Here is a 25,170-nt window from a genome sequence, read left to right as displayed (position 1 = left end):
ATTAAATGTCTTTAAATCTAGTTGAGGTATTTCACAGTATTCAAGGTGAGGGAAAATATACTGGCATAAATGCTATTTTCTTTCGTTTTGCTGGGTGCAATTTAAAATGTCCAGGCTTTAATGTAGTTAAAATTTCTCCAAAAACAGGGGAGGCTTTAAAAGGATGTGACACAATCAAAGCTGTTTTTACAAGTCATTTCAATTATAAAAAAATTGATTGTGTAAAAACTCTTTTATCAAAAATTCCAAAACTAGATTATAAGCCAGCCATTATAATAACAGGTGGTGAGCCACTAATTCACCATAAAAATCCCATTTTTTATGATTTTATTACCGAAATTTTACATCAAGGCTATGAAGTTCACTTTGAAACAAATGGGACGATTGAGATTGATTTTGAGAAATTTCCTCTTTATAAAAACTGCATTTATGCAATCTCTACAAAACTTTCAATTTCTGGCGAAACAAAAGAAAAAAGGCTAAATTTTAAAGCTTTAAATTTATTAAAACAAAACACAAAAGAATGCTTTTATAAATTTGTAATAAGTCCTGATTTTAATCCAAATGATGAAATTTGTGAGATTTTAAACGCTATTAAAGATGCTAAAAAAAGTGATGTTTTTTGTATGCCACTAGCTAAAAACATAGATGAGCTTGAAAAAAATGCTAAATTTGCATTTAATTTCTGTCTTGAAAACGGCTATAATTATACAGATAGAGTTCATATTAGAATATTTAACGATAAAGAGGGTGTATGATAATAAGAAAAATTTATGACTTTGAAAATGCACATATTGTAAGATTTTGCTCTTCAAAACGTTGCAGGACGAGTATTCACGGACACTCATATAAGTGCGAAGTAATGCTTAGTTCAAATTTTTTAGATAGTGCTGGAATGGTATATGATTTTGGATTAATGAAACAAGGCATAAAAGCAATAATTGATAGTTTTGACCATGCTACAACACTTTTTTCAGGCGATAGTGATGAATATAAAAATGATATTAAAAAACACTCAAAAAGATGGATAGAAATTCCACAAAACCCAAGCGCAGAGCAGTTTTGTAGAGTTTTTTTTATTTTAATTGACAGACTTTTAAGCCTTACAAATATGCACAATAATGAAAAAAATGTTACACTTTATAGTATTATAGTTCATGAAACAGCCACTGGATATGCACAATGCTTTAGAGATGATGCATACAATGAAGATATGGGAAAAATAGAACTTAAAGATATAAGTTTTAGTCCTGAAATTTTAGCTGATTTAGATGATAAAGAGTTTTTTACAAAACTTAAAAATGGCATTAAGTTTAATTTTCCAAAAGATTGCTAAATGATAGAATTTTATGATTTGAGTCTTGCTTTACATAGTTTTTTTTCAAAGTTTTTTATAGTCTTAAGCTTGATTTTTTTAATTTTTATTTTTTCTAACTCGCAAAATGGTATTAAATTTCATAAAAGAATAAGATTTTTTATACCGCTTTATAGTTTTAGTCTTTCAGCTTTAATTTTTACAGGCATTATAATGTTACCTGTTATTAATTTTCACATAAGCTTCAAGGTTTTTTTGATGATTTTAGCTAGCATTATTTTTCCAGCGTTTATTGGCATTAGTTTTAAAGCCTTAAAAAAAGGATATTACACAAAAAGTTATGAAAATTTTAAGAAAAAAGCTAAAATTTTAGTTAGCATAATTTTAACAATTACACTTATTTTGGAGATTTTATAAATGGTTTTTTTATATGATAAAAATGCTGGGGATGAGCTTTTAAAGATAAACGACTTTAAACATCTAAAAGCTAGACGCGTTCAAACAAGTCAAAGAATTGATATAAGAAATTTAAAAGATAACTATAATTATATTTATGAAATAACAGAAATTTCAAAAAAAGAAATCTCTTTAGAACTTGTTTTTAAACATTCCCTACCAAAAGATGAGCTTTTTTTAAGCATTGCATGGGCAGTTGTAGATCCTATAGTTATAGAAAAAACTCTTCCAACTTTAAATGAAATCGGAGTTAAAAAGATATTTTTTATCTATACTGAGTTCTCACAAAAAAATTTTAAACTCGATATAGAAAGATTTAAAAGAATTTTGATAAACTCATCTCAACAATGTGGGCGAAACTCTATAATAGAGTTTGAAATTTACAATAGTTTTGATGAGTTTTTAACTAAATTTGATAATGTCGTGCTGGTAGATTTTGGTGGCGAAAAAATCCAAAATTTAAATAAAAATAAAATTTATTTTATAGGACCTGAGGGTGGGTTTAGTGAGAATGAAAGATTAAAAGTTAAAGATAGGGTTGGACTAAACTCACCTTTTATTTTAAAATCAAATAGTGCTGTCGTAGGAATTGCATCAAAAATTTTACTTTAAATTTGATTTTTTATATTTTTTATAGTAAAATGCAAACTTATTCTAAATTCAAAACTAAAAATATAAAAAGGAAAATTTTATGAAAAAAGATATTCATCCAGATTATATGGATTGCACCGTAACTTGTGCTTGTGGAAATGTTTTTGAAACAAAGTCAAACAAAAAAGAACTAAGAGTTGATATTTGCTCAAAATGTCATCCATTTTTTACAGGAAGTGAAAAAATCGTAGATTCAGCAGGTAGAGTCGATAAATTTAAGAAAAAATACGGTATGAAATAATTGCTTTATTTTATTCCTACACCAATAGGAAATTTATCTGATGTATCCTTGCATATTTTAGAAGTTTTAGCCAAATGCGAGGTTATTTTTTGCGAGGATACAAGAGTTACTAAAAAATTTTTAAACCTACTTCAAACTCGCTATTCTTTAAAACTAAAAGATGTATCTTTTTACTCACTCCACTCACACAATGAAGATGAAATTTTAAAAAATATTGACTTAGATATTTTTAAAAAAATATGTGCATATATGAGCGATGCTGGAATGCCATGCATTAGCGATCCTGGAAATAGCTTAGTTAAATTTGCTCAAAAAAATAAAATTAAATACGAAGTTTTAAGTGGCTCAAATGCCTTAATTTTAGCAGCTGTTGCAAGCGGATTAATAGAAAAAGAGTTTAGCTTTTTAGGTTTTTTACCAAATAAAGGCGATGAGAGAAAAGTAGCTATCCAAAATGCTTTAAACTCACCTTATCCAACAATAATTTATGAATCCCCAAAAAGAGTTTTGAATTTAATAAAAAATATTGCAGATATAGACCCACAAAGAGAAATTTTTATCATAAAAGAAGCAACTAAAAAATTTGAAACAAAATATTTTGATAAAGCTATAAATTTAGCTCAAATTTTAGAAAATGAAAATTTAAATGGTGAGTTTTGCCTCGTATTAGATAAGAGCAAAAATACAAAGTTTGAAACCATTTTAGAAAGCGATATTTTAGATCTTGATATACCTCCAAAACAAAAATCAAAACTTTTATCAAAAATTACAGGAATAAACCAAAAAGAAATTTATAAAAATTTAATAAAATAAGCTATTTTTTAAGGCTCTTTGGATATGATTTTAAAATGATAATTTATGGAAAACAGTTATTTTTACATCTGTTAAAAAATCATAAAGATGAATTTTTAAAGATTTTTCTTGCCAAAGAGTGTGATAAGGCTTTATTTAGGGAGATTTCAAAGCTTAATATAAAAATAGAAAAACTTGACTTTAAAAAAGCTCAAGCCCTAGCAAGGGGTGGCAATCATCAAGGTTTTTTAGCTGAAGTTAAAGATTATAAGTTTAGTGAATTTAAAGATTTAAAATCTAAGAATTTTTTGGCAGTTTTATATAATCTAAGCGATGTTGGAAATATAGGCGCAATCGTTCGATCAGCTTATGCACTCGGAGTTGATGGTGTGATTATCGTAACCAAAAGTTTAGCAATAGAAGGTATTATTAGATCTAGCAGTGGTGCTGCATATGAAATACCAATTTGTAAATTCGAAGATGGGCTAACTCTTTTAAATGAGTTAAAGCAGGTTGGTTTTAAAATTTACGCATCAGATGCAAAGGGTAAAAATTTAAAAGAATTTGCCAGCAAAAAGGTGCTTGTGATGGGAAGCGAAGGTGAAGGAATTCCAAATAAGGCCATTCAAAAATGCGATGAATTAATTGGCATAAAAATGAGAAATAACTGGGATTCTTTAAATGTTAATGCAGCATTTGCAATATTTTGTGACAGGATGACAAATGGACAACAATAAAAATAATGCTTTAGAAAAATTAGAAAGTATTGGAATCAACGAAATAGCCAAAACAACACATATAGAAGTTGATTATATAAGGTGGATTTTACAAAAGGATTTTGATTCACTAAAAGAAACAAATGTAAAAGCATATATAAAGATACTAGAAAGAGAATATGGGGTTGACTTGCAACCTTGGCTTGATGAATTTAATGCAAACAACATAGAAGATTTTACACTAAAAAAAGAGACTAGATTCAACAATCCTTTAAAGCAAGAAGTTGCAATAACAGAACATAAAAAACTTCCAAAATTTTTATTTTGGTTAGTTTTATTTGTTATCATAATTTGGGTTATTTTCAACTTTAAGCTTTATGAAATAGATAAGTTTTTAAATTTTAAAGATACTAAAACCGAAGTTTACTCAACAAATTCTACAATGATAGATGAAACAAACCTAAAGCTTGAAAAAACAGGAATTGAAATTTTAAATCTTGATAATAAAACACCAGAATTTAATATTAAAGAAGATGAAAAAGAACTTAACAATGAAGAAAATTTAGAAGAAATAGTTGATGAAAATGAAAGCCTAAATGCTCTTGAAAAACTTACCTTATTAAACGAGGATGAAAATTTAAGCAATGATAATTTGAATAATAAGGAGTCTTTAAGTGAAAATTTAGCAAAAGATCAAAAACAAGGCATAAATCCAACTGAAAAAATTTGGATAGGCATAATTGATTTAAAAACTGGATCAAAAACTACAAAAACAACAGACAAATTCTTTGAATTTGATATTAATAAAGATCAACTTATTCTAACAGGACACGGACTTTTTACACTAAACACAAAAGAAAAAGAAGAAAAATTTAATGATAAAAATCCACATAGATTTCTAATAAAAAAAGGTAATGTAAACACAATAAGCTATGACGAGTTCTTAAAGTTAAATAAGGGCAAAGCGTGGTAAAAAGTTTAATTTTAACACTATTTTTTTTAAACCTAGCATTTGGAGTAACACCTAAAGAAATATCACTAAATTTAGGTGGAGATGGTGAGGGTGTGAATGAGTTTATAGACGAGTATCAAAACCCAGATATTAGAAAAATCACAAAAAAATTGATTGACGATAAAATTTTAAGCAACTACTCAAAAAACTCAAAAACTGAGATTGTTTTTAATTCGAATTCAAAAGGCGTCATTTTATTGAAGCTTGTTAGTGATGTTTTAGAAGAGCTTGGATTTAAAAACTATCAAAATTTAGAATTTACAAACAGCCAAAACTCAAGTTATAAAATTTTAATAATAGGCTCAAGAGTTTTAACTCCAGATAAAGTTTATGATGAGTTTAAAAAAAGATCAGCATATATTAAAAATGTATCAAAAAAAAATGATATTTTCACATATGAGGTAAATTTATCAAATTTAAATTTAGCACCTGAGTTTATATATGACTTGCAAAAACCACAAAAACCATATTTTTTAAACATAAAAGGCAAAAATGAGATAGATATTATCTCTCAAAATATGGATGCTTGGCATCCAGAAGTTAGAATTTTTGACAATGAGTTAAACCTATTGCAAAGCATTAGGGAGGATGATGCAAAAAAAAGCTTAAATTTAACTATCCCAAAAGATGCAACATATATACAAATTGGCGATAGCGCTAGCTTAGATAATATAAAAAATGGACTTAAATTTAACCTTAAATAAAAAAGGAGAATGCTATGTTTGATGAAATTCGTTTTAATAAAATAGAACGCCTTCCAAACTATGTTTTTGCTCAAATAAACGAAATAAAAATGAAAGCAAGACACGAAGGTAAGGATATAATTGACTTTTCTATGGGAAATCCAGATGGAAGAACTCCACAACACATCATTGATAAATTATGCCAAAGTGCAAACAAAGACAAAACCCATGGATATTCTGTTTCTCAAGGAATTTATAAATTAAGACTAGCGTGTGCTTCTTGGTATAAAAGAAAATTTAATGTCACTCTTGATCCAGATAAAGAAATAGTTGCAACAATGGGAAGCAAAGAGGGATTTGTTCACTTAACAACAGCTATTATAAATCCTGGTGATGTAGCTGTAGTACCAGATCCTGCATACCCTATACATACTCAAGCCTTCATAATAGCTGGTGGAAATGTTGTAAAAATGCCACTAGTCTATGGAGATGACTTCTTTTTGGATGAAGATAAATTTTTTAAAGACCTAGAGCAAACTTTTGAAGAAAGCATTCCAAAACCAAAATATGTAGTTGTAAATTTCCCTCATAACCCAACAACTGCGGTTGTAAATTTGAGTTTTTACGAACGTCTTGTAAAAATGGCAAAAGAAAAAAGATTTTATATAATTAGTGATATTGCTTATGCTGAACTTTCTTTTGGTGGATATAAAACCCCATCTATACTAGAGGTCGAGGGAGCAAAAGATGTAGCAGTTGAATTTTATACACTATCAAAAACTTATAATATGGCAGGCTGGAGAGTTGGTTTTATGTGTGGAAACCAAAAACTAGTATCAGCTTTAAAAAAGATAAAATCATGGTTTGACTATGGCATGTTTACACCTATTCAAGTTGCAGCTACAATCGCACTTGATGGAGATCAAAGTTGTATTGATGAGATAAGATTAAAATATGAAAAAAGAAGAGATTTTTTAATAAAATCTTTTGAAAATGCCTCTTGGGAGATTAAAAAACCAGTTGCCTCCATGTTTGTTTGGGCAAAAATTCCAGAAAAATTTTCAAAAATAAAAAGTCTTGAATTTAGCAAAAAACTGCTTGAAGAGGCAAATGTTGCGGTAAGCCCTGGAAGTGGTTTTGGAAGTGGTGGAGATCAATTTGTAAGAATTGCTTTAATAGAAAATGAAAACCGAATCAAACAAGCAGCAAAAAATATAAAAAATTTCTTAAAAGGAAATGAATGAATGTAGCAATTTTAGGTGTTGGAACAGTTGGAAGTTCTGTTATTAAAATTTTACAAAAAAATAAAGATCTAATAAGCGCAAGAGCTGGAAAAAAGATAATTCCAGTAGTTGGTACAGTTAGAGACCTAAATAAAGATAGAGGTGTTGATATCCCATTAACTGATGATATTAAAAGTGTACTAAATAGAGATGACATAGATATTTATATTGAACTTATGGGTGGTGTTGAAAAGCCTTTTAATATAGTTAGCGAAATTTTAAAGAAAAAAAAGCCGGTTGTAACAGCAAATAAAGCCATGCTTGCATATCATAGATATGCCTTACAAAATCTTGCAAAAGATACACCTTTTGGCTTTGAAGCAAGTGTTGCAGGTGGCATTCCAATCATAAAAGCCCTAAGGGAAGGACTTAGCGCAAATAGGGTTGAAAAAATAGTAGGAATTTTAAATGGAACAAGCAACTATATTTTAACAGATATGATGCAAAATAACTCAAATTTTGAAGATGTACTCAAAAAAGCTCAAAGTTTGGGCTATGCTGAGGCCGATCCAACATTTGATGTTGATGGTATTGATGCAGCTCACAAGCTTTTGATTTTAAGCAGTATTGCTTATGGCGTTCACGGCGATCCTGAAGATATTTTAGTTAAAGGCATTAGAAAAATTTCAAATGAAGATATCTTTTTTGCAAAAGAGTTTGACTATACCATAAAGCTTTTAGGAATTTCAAAAATAACTGATGGCAAAGCTGAACTTAGAGTTCATCCGGCATTAATTAATAAGGATAGGATAATTGCTGAAGTTGATGGTGTAATGAATGCAGTTAGTATAAATTGTGATGCACTAAATGAAAGTATGTATTATGGCCCAGGTGCTGGAGGAGATGCAACTGCAAGTGCCGTTATTGCAGATCTTATAGACATTGCAAAAGGAAATAAAAATCCAATGCTTGGATATGCTCAAAATTTTAAAAAAATGGAGTTAATCGAACAAAAAAACATCCAAACAAAATACTACCTAAGGGTAAAAGTCGAAGATAGAACTGGTGTTTTAGCTAGTATTACAAATGTAATGAGTCAAAACAATATCTCAATAGATAGTTTTTTACAAAAACCAAGAAACAAGGGTGAAAAACACACTACGCTTTATTTTACAACCCATTTGAGCCTTGAAGCAAATATTAAAAGAGTTATGGGAATTTTAGAAAATTTTGAATTTGTTCTAAACAGACCTTTTATGATAAGAATAGAAGAGTAAATTTAGGATTAAAAGAGTATATTTTGGATTTTGAAGGCAAATAAAAAGCTATAAAGTTTTTTTAAAAACTCAAATTTGAAATAATTAATAAAAATTTTAATTAAATTTGGTGAAACTGATATCATCACTAAAAAAGATGATGCTTATCATTTCATCAAAGAAAAGCTACAAATGGTAACCATAAGACAATTTATTGCACAACTTCTCAAAAATTAGAAGAAATTTTTAAATCTTTAAATTTTTATCTTTTAAAAAACTAAAAACTACAAACTGCCAAGTCGATACTTTGGTGTTTTAAAAAGATAAATTTGAATTTATAAAAAATATTGCTTATTTGATAATACATATTGTTTTTTGGTTAATAGTTTTTTCGATATAATCTATAATATTAATTTTTCTAAAAGGAGAAAAAATGGCAAAATATATAGAACTTACATCAAAAAATTTTGATGTAGCAAAAGAAGGCGTTAGCTTAGTTGATTTTTGGGCTCCATGGTGTGGACCTTGCAGAATGCTTGCTCCTGTTATTGACGAGTTGGCAGAAGAATTTGAAGGAAAAGCTAAAATTTGCAAAGTAAATACTGATGAAGAGCAAGACTTAGCAGTTGAATTTGGTATAAGAAGCATTCCAACTTTACTTTTCTTTAAAGATGGCGAGATAAAAGATCAGCTTATTGGCGCTCAGTCAAAACAAGCAATCACTGATAAAATAAACTCACTTTTATAGTAAATTTGAAGCTTTTTAGCTTCAAATTTTATTATTAATCTATTTTTTTAAAATAAATTCATAATAAAATTAAAAGGATTAAAATGTTAAATTTAGCTATCATTGGCGGCGGACCAGCAGGTCTTGCAGCAGGACTTTATGCCACAAGAGGCGGACTTAAAGATGTTGTTTTATTTGAACTTGGTATGCCTGGTGGCCAAATCACAGGAAGCTCTGAGATAGAAAACTATCCAGGAGTTGCAACCATAATGGATGGGCTTAGTTTTATGCAGCCTTGGCTTGAACAATGTTTTAGATTTGGCTTAAAACAAGAGAGTAAAAAAGTTGTAAAAGTTGTAAAAAACAAAGACCAAAGTTTTAGCATTTTTACAGATAGCGGTGATGAGTTTAAGGCAAAAGCTGTTATCCTAGCAACTGGCTCAGAACCTAGAAAAGCAGGCTTTAAAGGTGAAAATGAGTTTTTTGGAAAAGGAGTTAGTACTTGTGCAACATGCGATGGCTTTTTTTACAAAAATAAAGAAGTTGCTGTTTTGGGTGGTGGTGATACTGCATTAGAAGAAGCCATTTATTTAACAAACATTGTCTCAAAAGTCTATTTAATACACAGAAGAGAAGGCTTTCGTGCCGCACCAATAACAGTTGAAAAAGCTAAGAAAAATCCAAAAATAGAGTTTGTTTTAAACGCTATTGTTGATGAAGTTTATGGAGATAAATCAGGCGTTACTGGAGTTATAGTAAAATTTAATGACGGGAAAACAAAAGAGTTAAAAGTTCCTGGAATTTTTACTTTTGTAGGGCTTAATGTTAGAAATAGCATTATTAAAAATGATGATAAATTTATTTGCAACACAAATGAAGTCGGCCAAGTAAAAGTTGATTTAAAAATGCAAACAAGCATTAAAGGTCTTTTTGCAGCAGGCGATATCAGACAAGATGCTCCAAAGCAAGTTGTCTCTGCAGCTGGAGATGGTGCAGTTGCAGCACTTAGCGCTATGAATTATATAGAAAACCTACACTAAAACTTAAAATATTCAAAGAGTAAATTTGCTCTTTGAATTCTACTTACTATAATGACCTACTTTTACTTTAATTAAAAAATCATATTAAAATCATTAATATTCACTTTAATTTAACTATTTTTTAATTTAAATTTCATCTTAAAGTTTAATGCTAGATTAAATAATATTATTTTATATCATATTTATATTATTTATGATATAATTCATAAATAGTTATAAGGAGGGTATATGAAAAAAATTTTATTATTTGTCTCTGCCTGCGCTTTTGCATTTGCAAATGAGATAGTTTATAGTGATGTTGTAAAGTCTCTCTATGCAGATAAAGGCGATAAAAAGGCTATTGGAAGGCTACTTCCAACGGCACCTGTAGAAATATTAGAAAAAGATGGCAATATACTTAAAATTAAAATTGAGGGCTATATCCAAGATGATGTAAGTGAGGCTATTTATTTTAGTGAGGGAAAAAGAATCTTAACCGCAGCTTTTGGAAAAAATGCAGCCGTAGATGTTAAGGTTCTAGATAAAGGTGCTTGGAGTAAAGTAAGTGTTGAAGCCTATACCGATGATAAGGATTTTTATAAAGAATTAAAACCTATCATGGATAGAGCTGCTAGTATCTACACTGAGAGTTGTTCAATGTGCCATGCTCTTCACAACATTAACGAATACAACGCAAATCAGTGGCCAAGTATATTAAAATCTATGTTAAGTAGAACTGTAATGGATAAAAAAGATAGATTTTTAGTTTCTCAATATTTACAAAAAACTACTACAAAGGAGTAAGAAATGTCAGTAAATTTATCAAGAAGAAATTCACTTAAAACAATTGGTGCGGCATTTTGTGTGCCATTTTTTATGAAAATGAACCTTTTTGCGGCCGAGAATGCTACTAAAAATTTCAAGATTATTAAAGATGGTGAAGTTATAACAGGAGCTCACTGGGGAGTTTTAAAACTTACCATAAAAGATGGTAAAATCGTAAAAAGTGAGCCTTTAAACAAAACTTCAAGCATAAAAAATCCTCTTCAACACTACACAGCTGATTTGGTTTATGCAAAAGATAGGGTCAAATATCCTTATGTAAGAAAAAGCTATTTAGAAAATCCAGATAGCCCAAAACCTGAACTTAGAGGAAGCGATGAGTGGGTTAGAGTAAGCTATGACAAAGCTATAAAGCTAATTGCAAACGAACTTAAAAAAACAATAAAAGCAAGCGGAAATACTAGCGTTTTTGCAGGAAGCTATGGATGGAAAAGTCCTGGAAATATGCAAAATGCAAGAATCTTACTTCATAGATTTATGAACCAAATAGGTGGTTTTACAGGAACTTTAGGTGATTATTCAACTGGTGCATCACAAATTATTATGCCACATGTCCTAGGAACAATTGAGGTATATGAGCAACAAACTTCTTGGCCTTTAGTATTAGAAAATGCCGATGTTGTTGTTATTTGGGGCGCTGATCCATACTCAACTTTAAAAATAGCTTGGACTGTAAGCGATGAGCAAGGTTTAAAATATCTTGAAGAACTAAAAAAGAGTGGAAAAAAAGTTATTTTCATAGATCCTATAAAAAATGCAACTTGCAAATTTTTAAACGCCCAGTGGATAGCACCGTTACCAAATACCGATGTTGCGATGATGCTTGGTATGATGTATGAACTCTATGAGTCCAAAAAATATGACCAAAAATTTATAGAAACCTACACAACAGGATTTGATAAGTTCTTGCCTTATCTTCTTGGAAAAACAGATAATACTCCAAAAACTCCAAAATGGGCTTCCCAAATTTGTAAAATTGATGAAAAAACCATAAAAGAGTTAGCTCATACACTTTATGACAATAAAACTATGATAATGAGTGGATGGGGTATGCAAAGAGCTCATCATGGCGAGCAACCACATTGGGCACTAGTAACTCTTTGCGCGATGCTTGGACAAATTGGAAAGCCAGGATGTGGATTTGGATTAAGCTATCATTACAGCAACGGCGGAACGCCTGATGCAAAAGCTGGAATTGTTGGTGGTATAAGCTCAGGTGCTGCAAACGTTGGAACTGGTCAAAGCTGGCTTCAAAAAGCAACCGATTCAGCATTTCCACTAGCTAGAATTTCAGACGCTCTTTTAAATCCTGGAAAAACAATAGATCACAACGGTAAAAAAATAACCTATCCAAAAATTGACTTTATCTACTGGGCAGGCGGAAATCCTTTAGTCCATCATCAAAATACAAATGAACTTGTAAAAGCTTGGAAAAAGCCACGAACTGTTGTAGTAAATGAAATTTACTGGACTCCAACTGCTAGAATGGCAGATATTGTTATGCCTGTAACTACAATCTATGAAAGAGATGATATTTCTATGATTGGTGATTATGCAAATTTAGGAATAACTCCAATGAAACAAGCTGTTGAAAAAATAGGTGAGAGTAAAAATGACTATGAAATTTTTACCGATTTAGCAGCAGAGTTTGGCGTAAAAGACAAATATACAGAAAATAAAAGCGATATTGACTGGATAAAAGAGTTTTATGAAAGCGCAAGAGATCAGGCAAAGAAAATGCAACTTGAAGAGTTAAATGGTGTTGTTATGAAGCCATTTGAGGAATTTTGGGCTGATAATAAGCCGATAACTTTCCTTCAAACTCAAGAGGGCTTTGAATATAATAGATATGGCGATTTTAGAGAAGATCCTATTTTAGAGCCACTTGGTACACCATCAGGCCTAATTGAAATTTACTCAGAAGTAATTGAGAAGATGAATTATGATGATTGTAAAGCTCATCCAACTTGGTTTGAGCCAATTGAATGGCTTGGTATGAAAAACAAACCTGCTGAGTTTCACCTAGTTACTTCTCACCCTGAAGATCGTCTTCACTCTCAGTTAAATAACACAAGTCTTAGAGATGAGTATGCTATCTCAAACTTAGAGCCTATCTGGATAAATAGTGAGGATGCAAAAGCAAAAGGCATCAAAACTGGTGATGCGGTTAGAGTATTTAATGCTAGAGGCGAGGTGTTGGCTGGTGCAAAAGTAACAGATGACATTATAAAAGGTGTTGTTAAGCTATGTGAAGGTGCTTGGTATGATCCACTTGATCCAACAAAGGCAGAAAGTTTGGATAAAAACGGAAGCGCAAATGTCTTAACTATAGATATGCCAACCTCAAAACTTGCAAATGGAAATATCTCTCACACTGGCCTTGTAAATATAGAAAAATTTACAGGCAAAGTTCCTGAGCTTACTATCTTTAAACAACCTAAGATAAAAGCTTAAATTTATCCCCTCAAATTTGAGGGGAATTAAATAAAGAGAATTATTTTTTAAAAACTATCTATCAACTCTTTGTTTTTATCATCTACTTCTAAATCAAAATAGATAATTTTTAATATCATTTCATCATTAAATTTCAATATATAATGATCTTCTTCCAGCCTATCAATTGCCTTAGGATATATTAAAAATAGCCTATAGCAATTATATTTTTTCCCATAAGTATAAAGTTGATATAGGTCGGCTTGAGATATATCTTTTGGGGATTCTACTATTTTCCATTTTGTATCGGCTATAATTTTACTTTCGCCTGCAATAAAAATATCAGGTATTAATCTAAAGCTTTTTGGACTATCTACAAGATATTTGTTAAAATACTGAAGCTTTACATTTTCATAGTTTTTTTGTATAAACTTCCCAACGTAATTTTCAAAAAGCCTGTTCATATCAAAAAGAAAGGCAAATGCTAGATTAGCCCCACTATATGGAGTAAAAGATTCTTTTAAAAGAAAAATTTTGCACCATAAAAGTGCTTGTTCATAATGCTTGGTTTGGCGATTTATACAATAATACTTAAAAAAATTTTTATAATTATTATGTTTTGAAACCTCATCAAACATAAATAAAAACTTTCTAATTCTTTGCTTATTATATGAAGATATTTTATATAAAGACTCAAGTGTTGTTTTTATGATTTGATTTATCTCTATATCGTTTGTAAACTCATCGTATTTTACATAAAATCTATTTTTATGAATATTGTTTTTATCTATTTGCCTGTTTATTATGAGTTTTCCTTTTAAAAAATTTAGGTTACCACTAAAATTTACATAATCACTTTTTATCCCCTTTTTTAAAAGAGAGCTAAGCTCATCCAAAAACATACTTATAAAAATTTCCAAAATAGACATTTTTTTTAGATCAAGATTAGCAAAATTTGAAATTTTAAATGGAAAATTTTTAAGAGTTTTTAACATTTTTATAAAAATTTTTTTTGATGCTTCTCCATCTGAGTTTTTAGCTATTTTAGGCAAAATTTCTAGTGTAAATCCGCTTTTTGTTTGCAAAACACCCACATAATTTTTAGCTTGTATAAATTTGCCATTACAATTACTTCCAAGTCTTAAAAACTGTGTGTTTTCACTATTTTTAAGTATAAAATTTTCTATATCGTCAAAATCTTTTTTGTTAAAATTTTTTTGATATAACTTTTCAAATTCAACTATTTGAATCAATCTGCTCATCGTTCTCTTCGGTTTTTGATTTTGGATAAATTTCTATATAGCTTTGTGGGTTTTTAAAAGCATCACTGTTTATCTCATACAGTTTTTTTTCTACTACATCTTCCAAATCTCCACTAAATAATTCTTCTAAGTTAATATCCTTTTCTTTAACAAATTGACAATCTTCATCTTTTTTATCATCTGCTAAAATAAGTCTTATTTTCTCCCAGTCATCATAAAAATACTCACAAAGAAGCGGAATTATTCTGTTTCTAAACACATCTGAAAGTTCTTCTATACTTTTAATACCCAAAAAATAAGCATGCCCTATCATGTGATCTCTATCATAAAGACATTCTATTCTTTCATTTATAGCTTTAAGCATTGTGGCTATTTCTATATCATCTATTTTTATGTCTTTTAATAAACTATAATCAGGCATCATCTCTATAAAATTAAATCTTCTTCTAAGGGCCACATCCATGAGAGCTATGCTTCTATCGGCAGTATTCATAGTGCCTATAATATATAAATTTGAGGGCACGCCAAATTTATTTTTTGAGTATGGCAACTCTACTGTTATAGCATCTTTTGCCCCAATTCTTTTTGAGGGCTCTATAAGGGTTATAAGCTCACCAAAAATTTTTGATATATTTCCACGATTTATCTCATCTATAATTAAAACATAGTTTTTGGATTCTATTTTTGGTTTATCACTTAAAATATTTTTTAATTCATCAATTTTTACATTATCTTTTATATTATAAATAGTAAATTGAGAAAAACGGTTTATTAAAAATTTATCATAAGGAAATGGCTCATTTGGGATTAAAAGCCATTCTACTTCTCTTGCCTGCACAAAAGAATCTAGGCTATCATCATCAATTAATTTATATTCGCCAACTACTCTAGCTATTGCTCTTAATTTTAAATTTCCATATGAAATTAAAACTAAATCTCCTTTTTGCATTTTATTCTTAAAAATATCTATGGCTTTTATAGGATAGCCATTCTCAATATTTAGCTTTTTAGAAATGGATCTCTCATCATTACAATCACTAAAATCTTTATTTTCTCCAAAACCAAGTAAAACAACACTGTTTTTTATACAGTAATCAAACACATAATTCTCTTTTTCCAGTTGAGAATTACCAAGTGACATTTTCCATATATTTGGACTACTATTGAATAAATAGTTCTTTTTACTTTCTATTTTTATATTTTTGGCTTTTTCGCAAATATCTTTAAAAACGCCATCTTTTATTTCATATTTTATATTATTATTTTCATCACTTTCTGCTTTTAGCCCTTCTATAAACTCTTCGTATGAGTAGTTTTGATGAAAAGTTATAAATTTAATCTGCCCATTTTCTATATAATTATCAAATCTCTTTTTTAATTCATCTCTATCTTCATTATTATCAATGTTTCCTTCTATTATTTCAATAGCTTTTTTTATTGTGTTGTATGTTTTTCCGGTTCCCGGAGGACCATATAGTATTTGATTTAATGGCTGTATTGTCATTTTTAACTTCTCCTTATTTATTTGTTCATCTTGATCAACCTTTAAAATATATTCAAGCAGTTCATTTTGAATTTGTTGCTTTGGCTGTGCAGATTTTAGTCCATGTTTTTGAAGGTTGTTAAGATTTAATTTTTCTGTATCTAACATGTGAATCAATTCTAATTCAAATTCTTTATCATCATTTATTTTTACAATTTTAGTTTTTATTTTTATTGATTGAACTGGTTTAGCTAGATAAATATAGACTATATCGCCTATTTTAAATCCATTAAGAGGACTACTCCAGCTGACAATTTTATTTTTTTTTAATTCCTCAATGGCATTAAAAAACTCAGGATCGCTTGGTATAAGCCAGTAGTTTTTATTTTTATCTTGCATAAAATCTCCTTATTTACGCACTATTTTACCATTTTTAAATACAAAATATTTAAAAATTAAAAATTTCAAACCTTTACTTCAAATTTACCCTATTTTTATAAAATTATTTCACTAGTATCTAAGGAAATATCATGGAAAAAAATTCAATCATAGCTCACATGAATGAGCATCACAGCGATGTTTTAATTAAACTTTTTAACAAATATTCAAAATTTAATGTAAAAAATGCGAAATTAGTTGATTTTGATGAAAATGGGATTTTTCTAAGATCGGATAATTTAGAAGCAAAAGTACCTTTTAATGGAAGAGTTACAGATGGTGATTTTGTAAGTGCTATTAAAAATTTAGCCACAAGTTTAAAAGAGGATTTTTCTAAAATTAAAAATGAAATTAATGAGTTTAGAAATTCTTTTAAAAGTGTTGTAATTGCGAGTATTTATAATGATCAAGCGATTGCAAGCTACTCACCACTTATTAAATTCAATGATAATTTTTACATCTACATAAGTGAAATTAGTGAACATTTTAAAAGCATAAGCATAAATCCCGACAAAATTGAAATTTTATTTTTACAAGATGAAAATAAAGCTGCTTCTATAATACTAAGAAAAAGGCTTACCTATAAGACAAATGCAGTTGAAATTCGAAGAAATAGTGATGAGTTTAATGGTGCTATGACAAGTTTTTTAAATCAAACTAGTGGAAAAGGTGGAACAAAACAGATCTCAACTATGCAGGACTTTCATCTTTTTAAATTAGAGTTTAAAAAAGGTAGATTTGTAAAAGGATTTGGTGGTGCGTATGATATAATCGGTGATGAGATAAGCCTTCCACACATAAAAAATCCACATAAATTTTAAAAGGATTTTAGAAGTTTTTTACTCTAAATTTGTTATACTCACTACAAATTTGCAAAAAGGAATGTAATGCTGAAAATAGGAATTTATGGCTCAAGTGGTAGAATGGGAAAAATGATACAAGAGTGCTTAAAAGAGTATGAAAATGTAAAAACTGCGGCTTTATTCGATAAAAATAGTTCAAATTTAGAGGATTTTTTCAAATCATCAGATGTTATAATTGACTTTTCTATGCCAGAAGGAACTAAAGTTCTTTTAGAATTTGCTAAAAAAAATCCAAAGCCACTTTGTATCGGTACAACCGGACTTAGTAAAGATGAATTAAATTTAATGAAAGAAATTTCAAAAAATATGCCTATTTTATATGCCACAAATATGAGTTTAGGAGTAGCTGTTTTAAACAAACTTGCATTTTTAGCAAGCAAAGCCTTAAGCGAATTCGATGCTGAAATTCTAGAAATGCATCATAGATACAAAAAAGACGCTCCAAGCGGAACAGCCTTAACATTAGCTGAAAATGTTGCAATTGCTAGAAATTTAGACCTTGATAAAGTTAGAGTTAGTGGAAGAGATGGCATAATTGGACAAAGATCAAAAGATGAAATTGCTGTTATGAGTTTAAGAGGTGGAGATATTGTTGGTCGCCACACAGCAGGATTTTATGGAAATGGTGAATTTATAGAGTTGAACCACACAGCAACATCAAGAGCTACTTTTGCAAATGGAGCCATAAAAGCTGCTATTTGGTTAAGCTCACAGAAAAATGGGCTTTATGATATAAATGATTGTTTAGGACTGTAAAATGTGTGCTATCGTTGGTATAATAAATTCAAAAGATGCTGCAAAAACTGCTTATTATGCACTTTTTGCGATGCAACACCGTGGACAAGAATCAAGCGGAATCAGTGCAAGTTTTAATCACAAAATAAAAACTCATAAAGCTCAAGGCTTGGTTAGTGATATTTTTAATAATGAAATTTTAAACTCTTTACAGGGAAATATCGCAATCGGACATAATAGATACTCAACCGCTGGTAGTAAAGATAGCAAAGATGCACAGCCTATTTGGGCTAGTTATTTGCTTGGTGAAATATCAATAGCACATAATGGAAATTTAATAAATAAAGATGAAATTAGACAAAATTTAATAAAAGAGGGTGCAATATTTCACTCAAATATGGACACTGAAAATATAATTCATTTAATTGCTAGAAGTAAAAAAGAGCACTTGCAAGAGCGAATCATAGAGGCTTTAAATATTATAAAAGGAGCTTACTGCCTTCTTATAATGAGTAGATCAAAAATATTTGCCATAAGAGATAAATATGGAATTAGACCTCTTAGTATAGGAAAATTAAAAGATGGTGGATATATAATCGCAAGTGAGACCTGTGCTTTTGATTTAGTTGGTGCTACTTTTGTGCGTGATGTAAAGCCGGGTGAAATGATTATTTTTGAAGAAGGAAGTGATGATTTTGAAAGCATAATGTTATATGAGGAAAAAACTCCTAGAATTTGTGCTTTTGAATACATATACTTTGCAAGGCCAGATAGCGTTATAGATGGAAAAAATGTTTATGAAGTAAGAAAAAATTTAGGAAAAACTTTGGCTTTAAAAAATAAAATAAAAGCTGATCTAGTAGTTCCTGTGCCAGATAGTGGAGTGCCAGCAGCACTTGGTTTTTCGAATGAAAGCAAAATACCTTTTGAAATGGCAATAGTTAGAAACCACTATGTAGGAAGAACCTTTATAGAGCCAACCCAAGAAATGAGAAATTTAAAAGTAAAATTAAAGCTAAATCCTATGAGTGAGGTTTTAAAAGGAAAAAGTATTATTGTAGTCGATGATAGTATAGTTAGAGGAACGACTTCTAAAAAAATAGTTGAACTTCTAAAACATGCTGGAGCTAAAGAAGTTCATCTTAAAATAGCTGCTCCAAGAATAAAATTTCCTGATGTTTATGGCATAGACACACCTACAAAAAGTGAGTTAATAAGTGCAAATTTAAGCGATGATGAAATTTTAAAATACACAGGGGCTGATAGTTTAGAGTTTTTAGAAATAGATGAACTAAAAAATGCTATAGGAAACGAAAGAGAATATTCACTCGTTAGTTTTGACGGAAACTACTTTGTAAAATAAATAATTTAAGAAGTGCAATAATACTGCACTTCTTAAAGCTTAAGCCTCCAAAATCGCCCCATTACTTGCATTGGTAACTAACTTTTGATACTGTCTTAACCAGCGAGAACTTACTTTTTTGCCCTCATATTTCCACTCTTTGCGACGTTTTGCAATTTCATCGTCGCTTAAACGGACATTTATAGAGTAGCTATCAACATCAATATCTATAATATCGCCATCTTTTAAAAGTCCTATCATTCCGCCCTCTGCTGCTTCTGGGCTTACATGACCGATTGAAAGTCCCCTTGTAGCACCGCTAAATCTACCATCTGTTATAAGTGCCACATCAGCTCCAAGACCTCGGCCCATTATAAGACTTGTTGGACTTAACATCTCTTGCATTCCAGGACCACCCTTTGGACCTTCATAGCGAATTACCACAACATCGCCCTTTTGAACTTTTCCACTTGAAATTCCACTAATTGCTTCATCTTGTGAGTTAAAGCAAATTGCTTTTCCACTAAATTTACGCTCTCCAACAATACCAGCTGCTTTTATAACACACCCTTGCTTTGCTAAATTTCCAAATAAAATCGCCAAACCACCTACTTTTGAATAAGGCTTATCAACACTTTTTATGATATTGTAGTCAGTTACTTTATGGTTTTTTACGCGCTCACTCATCATCTCACCAGTTACTGTTAGATTATCAAGATCAAGCATACCTTTGTCTCTTTTTGAAATTTCATTTAATATAGCAATTATTCCTCCAGCTCGTGCAATATCCTGCATATGCACACTTGGAAGACTAGGAGCTACTTTTGCAATGTGGGCTATATTTTTACTGATCTCATTTAACTCTTTTATATCAAGCGCACACCCTGCTTCACGGCTAATTGCTAGCATATGCAAAATTGTATTTGAGCTTCCACCCATTGCCATATCACATACAAAAGCATTTCTAATAGCTTTTTTATTTAAAATGTTTTTCATTTTAAATTTATCATCAAGTGCAATTTTACAAATTCTTCTAGCTGCAGCTCTTGCGAGCTCTTCACGTTCAGGAGTTAGTGCTAAAATAGTGCCATTACCAACTAAAGCTATTCCCATCGCCTCGCAAAGCGAATTCATAGAATTTGCTGTAAACATTCCACTACAGCTTCCGCCACCTGGACAGGACTCACACTCAAGCATTTTTAACTTTTTTTCATCGATTTTACCAACCTCATAAGCTCCAACGCCTTCAAACACACTATTTAAATCAAGCGCTTCCCCACTATCTTTATCAACTCCAGCAGCCATTGGACCGCCACTTATAAACACAGTAGGAACATTTACTCTTAAGGCTCCCATTATCATGCCAGGAACAATCTTATCACAGTTTGGTATGCAAATAAGTGCATCTAAACTGTGGGCATTCATCACGGTTTCAACTGAATTTGCTATTAATTCACGACTTGGCAAAGAATAAAGCATTCCCTCATGGCCCATTGCAATGCCATCATCAACACCTATGCAATTAAATTCAAAAGGTGCGCAACCATTTTTTCTTATCTCATCTTTTATAATTTGGCTAAATTTATTTAGATAAAAATGTCCTGGAATTATCTCTATAAAACTATTTGCAACACCAATAAATGGTTTATCAAAATCCTCATCTTTAAGCCCCGTTGCTCTCAAAAGTGAGCGGTGAGGGGCTTTTGTATAACCTTTTTTGATTATATCACTTCTCATAAACTCTCCTAAATTTAATTTTTATATTTTATCAAAAAAATAATTCAAAAACTATATTAAGATATTTTTTGGTTAAATTTAAAATAATTTGTTACAATTGTCTTTTTATAAAAGGTTTAAAAATGAGATGGCGAAATCAAAAATCAAGCAGCAATATAGACGACAGAAGATTTCAAAAAACTCCTGCTAGTATGGTAAATTTACAGATTTTAATACCGCTTATTAAATGGCTTTTAAAAACAAAATTTGGAAGAGTTGTATTATTAATAGGCGTTATAGCTATGTTTTTAGGATACAATCCACTTGCTTTAATTTCTACTGGCGGAGTTCAAAATGCACAAATTTCAAAAAATGATGATAAGTATGCGGAATTTATAGGAGTTGTTTTAGCACAAACCGAAAATGTATGGAATAAACAATTTCAAATAATAGGAAAAAATTACAAAGAACCAAAACTTGTACTTTTTAGAGGTGCCGTTCAAAGTGGATGTGGATTTGCGAACTCGCAAGTTGGACCATTTTACTGTCCAGCCGATCAAAAAATCTATATTGATTTAAGTTTTTTTGATGAGTTAGCCAATAGACATAACGCTCCAGGAGATTTTGCAAATGCTTATGTTTTAGCTCATGAAGTAGGTCACCATGTACAAAATTTACTAGGAATTTTATCTAAAGCAAATAAAGAAAAACAAGGAAAAAATGAAAAAGATCAAAACGCTATACAAGTAAAAGTTGAACTTGGAGCTGATTGTTTAGCTGGAGTTTGGGCACATTATCTTGGCGATATTTTAGAAGATGGCGATATAGATGAGGCCTTAAATGCAGCAAGTATGATAGGCGATGACACACTTCAAAAACAGGCTAAAGGATATGTTGTACCTGACTCCTTTACTCACGGCTCAGCTATGCAAAGAAAAAATGCTTTCTACAAAGGCTATAAAAGTGGCAATATATCAATATGCGAATTTTAATTAAATATATATACAAATAAAAGATAATTTAGCTGATTTTTATTTATTTTCAAGTAATATTTATGTTTAAGAATTTTAAAAGGAAATATCAATGATTAAAAAAAATATTATCTTTTATTTAACTTTTATAATCGTAACAAATTCTTTTTCTAATAATCTAGAAGATTTTGGTTTATTATTAGAAGAATCTTACAAGTTGATTGGTTTAGAAGAAATAAGAAAAAATAATGAAAATTTAAAAAACGATGAAAAAATAACAGGAAAAGGTATTGGCGTAGGAATAGTAGATAGTCCTATTAACTATAGTCATCCAAGCCTAAATGACAAAAATAGAATCAAACCTAGTGTTAAATTAAATTTTCCATGGAATTCAAAACACAGTGAGCATGGAACACATGTCGCAGGAATTGCAGCTGGTGCCAAAGTTAGTGAGAATGAGCCTTACGGCGTAGCACACGAAGCAACTCTTTATGGAATAGGGATAAATAGCAATAGAAATGGTCAGATGATTTTTCCAAATAAAGACGAATCTAGTCATTTGCTAAGTGAAATAAATGTAAGAGTTATAAATAATAGCTGGGGAAGTTTATCGTATCCACTTATAAATAAGCAAGTAAGAAATGGGCTTTTTACAGATTATATAAAAGCTGGCTCTATAAATCATAAGTCTGTTTTTGCAAGTGCAAATCCTATGTCAAGAGAACTTGCAAATTTAGCAATAGAAAAAAAAGTTATAAGTGTTTTTGCAAGTGGAAACGGCGGAGTAATAACTCCTGCAAGAGATAGCACACTTCCTAGCTATGATGAAAACATAAGAGCTTGGTTAAATGTTGGAAATCAAAATGCTTTTAATACCATTAAAGAAAAAGATGGAAGTATCACCTTAAAAGGCGAACATGATATAGTTTTTAAAACAGATGATTTCGAATTTAAAACAAAAGATACCTCTTTATCAAGCTCGAATTCATTTAAAGGAGCGACCAACTACTCTTTACTTGCTCCTGGATATCAAATTTTATCTGCAAATGCCGATTATACAAAACAATATGAATATGGTGGTGATCAAATTAATAAAAATGAAAAATATATTCCTATGACAGGAACATCTATGGCAGCTCCTATGGTGACTGGAGCAGCTGCTTTAGTAGCTCAAAAATATAAATTTTTAGATGGTGAGCAAATAGCTGATGTATTACTTACAACTGCAAATAAAAAGCTAAATTTACCAGATGTTGTAGTAAAAGCAATAGAAAATGGTAGTGCAGGATACTATGTTATTTATTTAAATAAAAAAATTCCTAGAAATTTAAATGGTGATATAGACGAAGAAGAGATCAAAAAAGATTTAGATAGATTAAAAATTCCTAAAAGTATGTCTGAAATAACAATTTCTAAAATTTTAGGTCATATTAAAGATTTTAAAACAAAAAAAATTTCTGAAGAATATGTAGTTCAACTAACACAAGAAGAATATGCCGGCCAAGGTGTTTTAGATGTAGAAAAAGCACTAAAAGGTTTGGCTATTTTAGATCTTAATAGGTTAAATAATAAGGATATAGAAGAATTTAAAGGTGAAAATACAGCATTTTACACTATTAATACAAATAATTTAAGTGGTGTATTTTCGAATGATATATCCCAACAAACTTGGCTTGACAGTAGACATTTACTTGGAAAAGATAAAAATGGTAAGCCTATAGCAATAAACATATTAGATGAAAAATACAGAAATATAAATAAAATAGGTCTTAAAAAAGAAGGGCTTGGAACTCTTACATTAAGTGGACAAAATAGTTATGAAGGTCCAACTAGAGTAATAGGCGGTATTTTAGAGTTAAAAGGAAATAATAGTAAAAAAGCTAGCATTAAAGGTGATGCATACGCGGAAAATAATGCCAAATTCATAGTAGATAACGCCAAAATAGAGAAAAATGCTTATGCTGATAATGGAAATTTAGAGATAAAGAATAATAATGAAATTTTAGGTAAAACCTATGTTCAAAATAATGGAATAATAAATTTAGTTAAAAACTCTTTTTTAAAAACAAGTGAAGTGATTTTAGAAACAAGCGGAATACTAACAGGCGATGGAAAAATAGATAGCAAAGTTACATTAAATAATGGAGTAATAGATAAAGCAAATATAAATATAAATGGGCTTTCTTTTGATAAAAATCATAACAAAATTTCAGATTCAACTTTAGATATAAAAACTAATGTTATTAATAGTGCAAAATCAACACTTGATATACTTGGTAATGTGTTTTTTAATTTCCCAGCAGCAACCTCTAGTTTTAATAACTTTGGAAATATAAATATAAAAGATAAATTAGAAATAAAATCAAAAACTGATTTTAAAAACAATAAAAACAGTACTTTAAATTTAGATACAAAAGGTGCTATTTTTCACACTCTTGGAAACTTTATAAATGAGGGAAAATTAAATTTTAAAACAGATACAATAAATGATTTAGGTCTTATAGTAGCTGACGAAAAGGCTATCCTAAAAAATACTCAAAAATTAAATATAAGCCTGGTGTCTCCTGCAAATATCGACATTATAAATCAAAAATATCAAGATGGATTAGGTATAGAAATAGTAAGAACAGGTGAAGGCATAGATACAAATATAGCTAAAAATCTTATAACCTTAAATGAGCAAGATAGTGAACTTTTGGAGCTATCAACTGAAAAAACTGGTGATAAAAAATCACTTTATTTTGTTATGAATACAAAAAAAGAACATCAAAATAAAACTGTTCAAGACCTTATAAAATCCATAAATGATAGCAAAAAACCAGATACAATAATTCCAAATAATAAAATAGTTGGTAAAAAGTCACACCCAGGAACTGAACCAGGAACTGAACCAGGAACTGAACCAGGAACTGAACCAGGAACTGAACCAGGAACTGAACCAGGAACTGAACCAGGAACTGAACCAGGAACTGAACCAGGAACTGAACCAGGAA

Annotated in this window: 23 protein-coding genes; 20 read left to right on the top strand and 3 right to left on the bottom strand. The window is 30.0% G+C overall.

The annotated features are described in order from the left end of the window. Positions 1-5 precede the first annotated feature (5 nt). From O6B72_RS07080 to O6B72_RS07010, 15 genes are all read left to right on the top strand, one after another. The gene (locus O6B72_RS07080; RefSeq protein WP_269492669.1) at positions 6-758 is read left to right on the top strand and encodes a 7-carboxy-7-deazaguanine synthase QueE; all 753 of its coding nucleotides are present in this window, start codon (positions 6-8) and stop codon (positions 756-758) included. Then, the gene (locus tag O6B72_RS07075; protein WP_269492668.1) at positions 755-1,336 is read left to right on the top strand and encodes a 6-pyruvoyl trahydropterin synthase family protein; all 582 of its coding nucleotides are present in this window, start codon (positions 755-757) and stop codon (positions 1,334-1,336) included. Before O6B72_RS07080 ends, O6B72_RS07075 begins: the two co-directional genes overlap by 4 nt. Next, positions 1,337-1,732, top strand: coding sequence for a hypothetical protein (locus O6B72_RS07070; RefSeq protein ID WP_101637652.1), 396 nt, complete (start codon positions 1,337-1,339; stop codon positions 1,730-1,732). After that, entirely contained in the window at positions 1,733-2,383 is a 651-nt protein-coding gene (locus tag O6B72_RS07065; RefSeq protein WP_101637653.1) for a 16S rRNA (uracil(1498)-N(3))-methyltransferase, read from the top strand. A gap of 79 nt (positions 2,384-2,462) precedes the next feature. Beyond that, positions 2,463-2,663: a 50S ribosomal protein L31 gene (rpmE, locus tag O6B72_RS07060; RefSeq protein ID WP_016646326.1), complete on the top strand. Its 201-nt coding sequence runs from the start codon at positions 2,463-2,465 to the stop codon at positions 2,661-2,663. Beyond that, positions 2,664-3,476 (top strand): 16S rRNA (cytidine(1402)-2'-O)-methyltransferase, encoded by an 813-nt coding sequence (gene rsmI / locus O6B72_RS07055; RefSeq protein ID WP_269492667.1) that lies wholly within the window; start codon positions 2,664-2,666, stop codon positions 3,474-3,476. Positions 3,477-3,511: 35 nt separating this feature from the next. Beyond that, on the top strand, positions 3,512-4,192 hold the full coding sequence (gene rlmB, locus O6B72_RS07050; RefSeq protein WP_016646324.1) for a 23S rRNA (guanosine(2251)-2'-O)-methyltransferase RlmB: 681 nt from the start codon (positions 3,512-3,514) through the stop codon (positions 4,190-4,192). Next, complete coding sequence (locus tag O6B72_RS07045; protein WP_269492666.1) at positions 4,179-5,144, top strand: hypothetical protein; 966 nt, start codon at positions 4,179-4,181, stop codon at positions 5,142-5,144. Before rlmB ends, O6B72_RS07045 begins: the two co-directional genes overlap by 14 nt. After that, positions 5,138-5,887 carry a hypothetical protein gene (locus O6B72_RS07040; protein WP_269492665.1) on the top strand — a complete coding sequence of 250 codons (750 nt, stop codon included), beginning with the start codon at positions 5,138-5,140 and terminating at the stop codon, positions 5,885-5,887. The genes O6B72_RS07045 and O6B72_RS07040 overlap by 7 nt, the downstream gene beginning before the upstream one ends. A gap of 14 nt (positions 5,888-5,901) precedes the next feature. Further along, positions 5,902-7,110: an LL-diaminopimelate aminotransferase gene (locus O6B72_RS07035; RefSeq protein ID WP_269492664.1), complete on the top strand. Its 1,209-nt coding sequence runs from the start codon at positions 5,902-5,904 to the stop codon at positions 7,108-7,110. Further along, positions 7,107-8,366 carry a homoserine dehydrogenase gene (locus O6B72_RS07030; protein WP_269492663.1) on the top strand — a complete coding sequence of 420 codons (1,260 nt, stop codon included), beginning with the start codon at positions 7,107-7,109 and terminating at the stop codon, positions 8,364-8,366. The genes O6B72_RS07035 and O6B72_RS07030 overlap by 4 nt, the downstream gene beginning before the upstream one ends. Before the next feature lie 412 nt (positions 8,367-8,778). After that, the gene (gene trxA / locus O6B72_RS07025; RefSeq protein ID WP_016646318.1) at positions 8,779-9,093 is read left to right on the top strand and encodes a thioredoxin; all 315 of its coding nucleotides are present in this window, start codon (positions 8,779-8,781) and stop codon (positions 9,091-9,093) included. A gap of 83 nt (positions 9,094-9,176) precedes the next feature. Next, positions 9,177-10,112 carry a thioredoxin-disulfide reductase gene (gene trxB, locus O6B72_RS07020; RefSeq protein WP_269492662.1) on the top strand — a complete coding sequence of 312 codons (936 nt, stop codon included), beginning with the start codon at positions 9,177-9,179 and terminating at the stop codon, positions 10,110-10,112. 228 nt (positions 10,113-10,340) lie between these two features. Beyond that, the gene (locus O6B72_RS07015; protein ID WP_269492661.1) at positions 10,341-10,895 is read left to right on the top strand and encodes a hypothetical protein; all 555 of its coding nucleotides are present in this window, start codon (positions 10,341-10,343) and stop codon (positions 10,893-10,895) included. 3 nt (positions 10,896-10,898) lie between these two features. Further along, a complete protein-coding gene (locus O6B72_RS07010; RefSeq protein WP_269492660.1) occupies positions 10,899-13,388 on the top strand; it encodes a molybdopterin guanine dinucleotide-containing S/N-oxide reductase in 2,490 nt (829 codons plus the stop codon). A 47-nt stretch (positions 13,389-13,435) separates the two neighbouring features. Here O6B72_RS07010 and O6B72_RS07005 read toward each other — a convergent pair whose 3' ends face one another. Both O6B72_RS07005 and O6B72_RS07000 read right to left on the bottom strand, forming a co-directional pair. Next, complete coding sequence (locus tag O6B72_RS07005) at positions 13,436-14,629, bottom strand: McrC family protein (protein WP_269492659.1); 1,194 nt, start codon at positions 14,627-14,629, stop codon at positions 13,436-13,438. Continuing rightward, positions 14,604-16,511, bottom strand: coding sequence for an AAA family ATPase (locus tag O6B72_RS07000; protein WP_269492658.1), 1,908 nt, complete (start codon positions 16,509-16,511; stop codon positions 14,604-14,606). The genes O6B72_RS07005 and O6B72_RS07000 overlap by 26 nt, the downstream gene beginning before the upstream one ends. Positions 16,512-16,642: 131 nt before the next feature. Between O6B72_RS07000 and O6B72_RS06995 the strand changes: the two genes are divergently transcribed. The 3 genes from O6B72_RS06995 to purF all read left to right on the top strand — a co-directional run bounded on the left by O6B72_RS06995 (position 16,643) and on the right by purF (position 19,511). Then, positions 16,643-17,371, top strand: a complete 729-nt coding sequence (locus tag O6B72_RS06995) for a DUF2470 domain-containing protein (protein WP_269492657.1) — start codon at positions 16,643-16,645, stop codon at positions 17,369-17,371. A gap of 66 nt (positions 17,372-17,437) precedes the next feature. Continuing rightward, complete coding sequence (gene dapB, locus O6B72_RS06990; protein WP_156847255.1) at positions 17,438-18,169, top strand: 4-hydroxy-tetrahydrodipicolinate reductase; 732 nt, start codon at positions 17,438-17,440, stop codon at positions 18,167-18,169. Position 18,170: 1 nt separating this feature from the next. After that, positions 18,171-19,511 (top strand): amidophosphoribosyltransferase, encoded by a 1,341-nt coding sequence (gene purF, locus O6B72_RS06985; RefSeq protein WP_050335922.1) that lies wholly within the window; start codon positions 18,171-18,173, stop codon positions 19,509-19,511. 39 nt (positions 19,512-19,550) lie between these two features. On the opposite strand, the gene ilvD is transcribed toward purF, so the two are convergent. Then, the gene (gene ilvD / locus O6B72_RS06980; protein ID WP_269492656.1) at positions 19,551-21,227 is read right to left on the bottom strand and encodes a dihydroxy-acid dehydratase; all 1,677 of its coding nucleotides are present in this window, start codon (positions 21,225-21,227) and stop codon (positions 19,551-19,553) included. 122 nt (positions 21,228-21,349) lie between these two features. Between ilvD and ypfJ the strand changes: the two genes are divergently transcribed. Both ypfJ and O6B72_RS06970 read left to right on the top strand, forming a co-directional pair. Next, on the top strand, positions 21,350-22,198 hold the full coding sequence (gene ypfJ / locus O6B72_RS06975) for a KPN_02809 family neutral zinc metallopeptidase (RefSeq protein WP_258299093.1): 849 nt from the start codon (positions 21,350-21,352) through the stop codon (positions 22,196-22,198). A gap of 91 nt (positions 22,199-22,289) precedes the next feature. Continuing rightward, positions 22,290-25,170: S8 family serine peptidase (locus tag O6B72_RS06970; RefSeq protein ID WP_269492655.1), on the top strand; the 2,881-nt coding region annotated here is incomplete at its 3' end.

The organism is Campylobacter ureolyticus (assembly GCF_027277485.1).
Taxonomy (GTDB): domain Bacteria; phylum Campylobacterota; class Campylobacteria; order Campylobacterales; family Campylobacteraceae; genus Campylobacter_B; species Campylobacter_B ureolyticus_B.
This window is presented reverse-complemented; position numbering and strand designations above follow the sequence as displayed.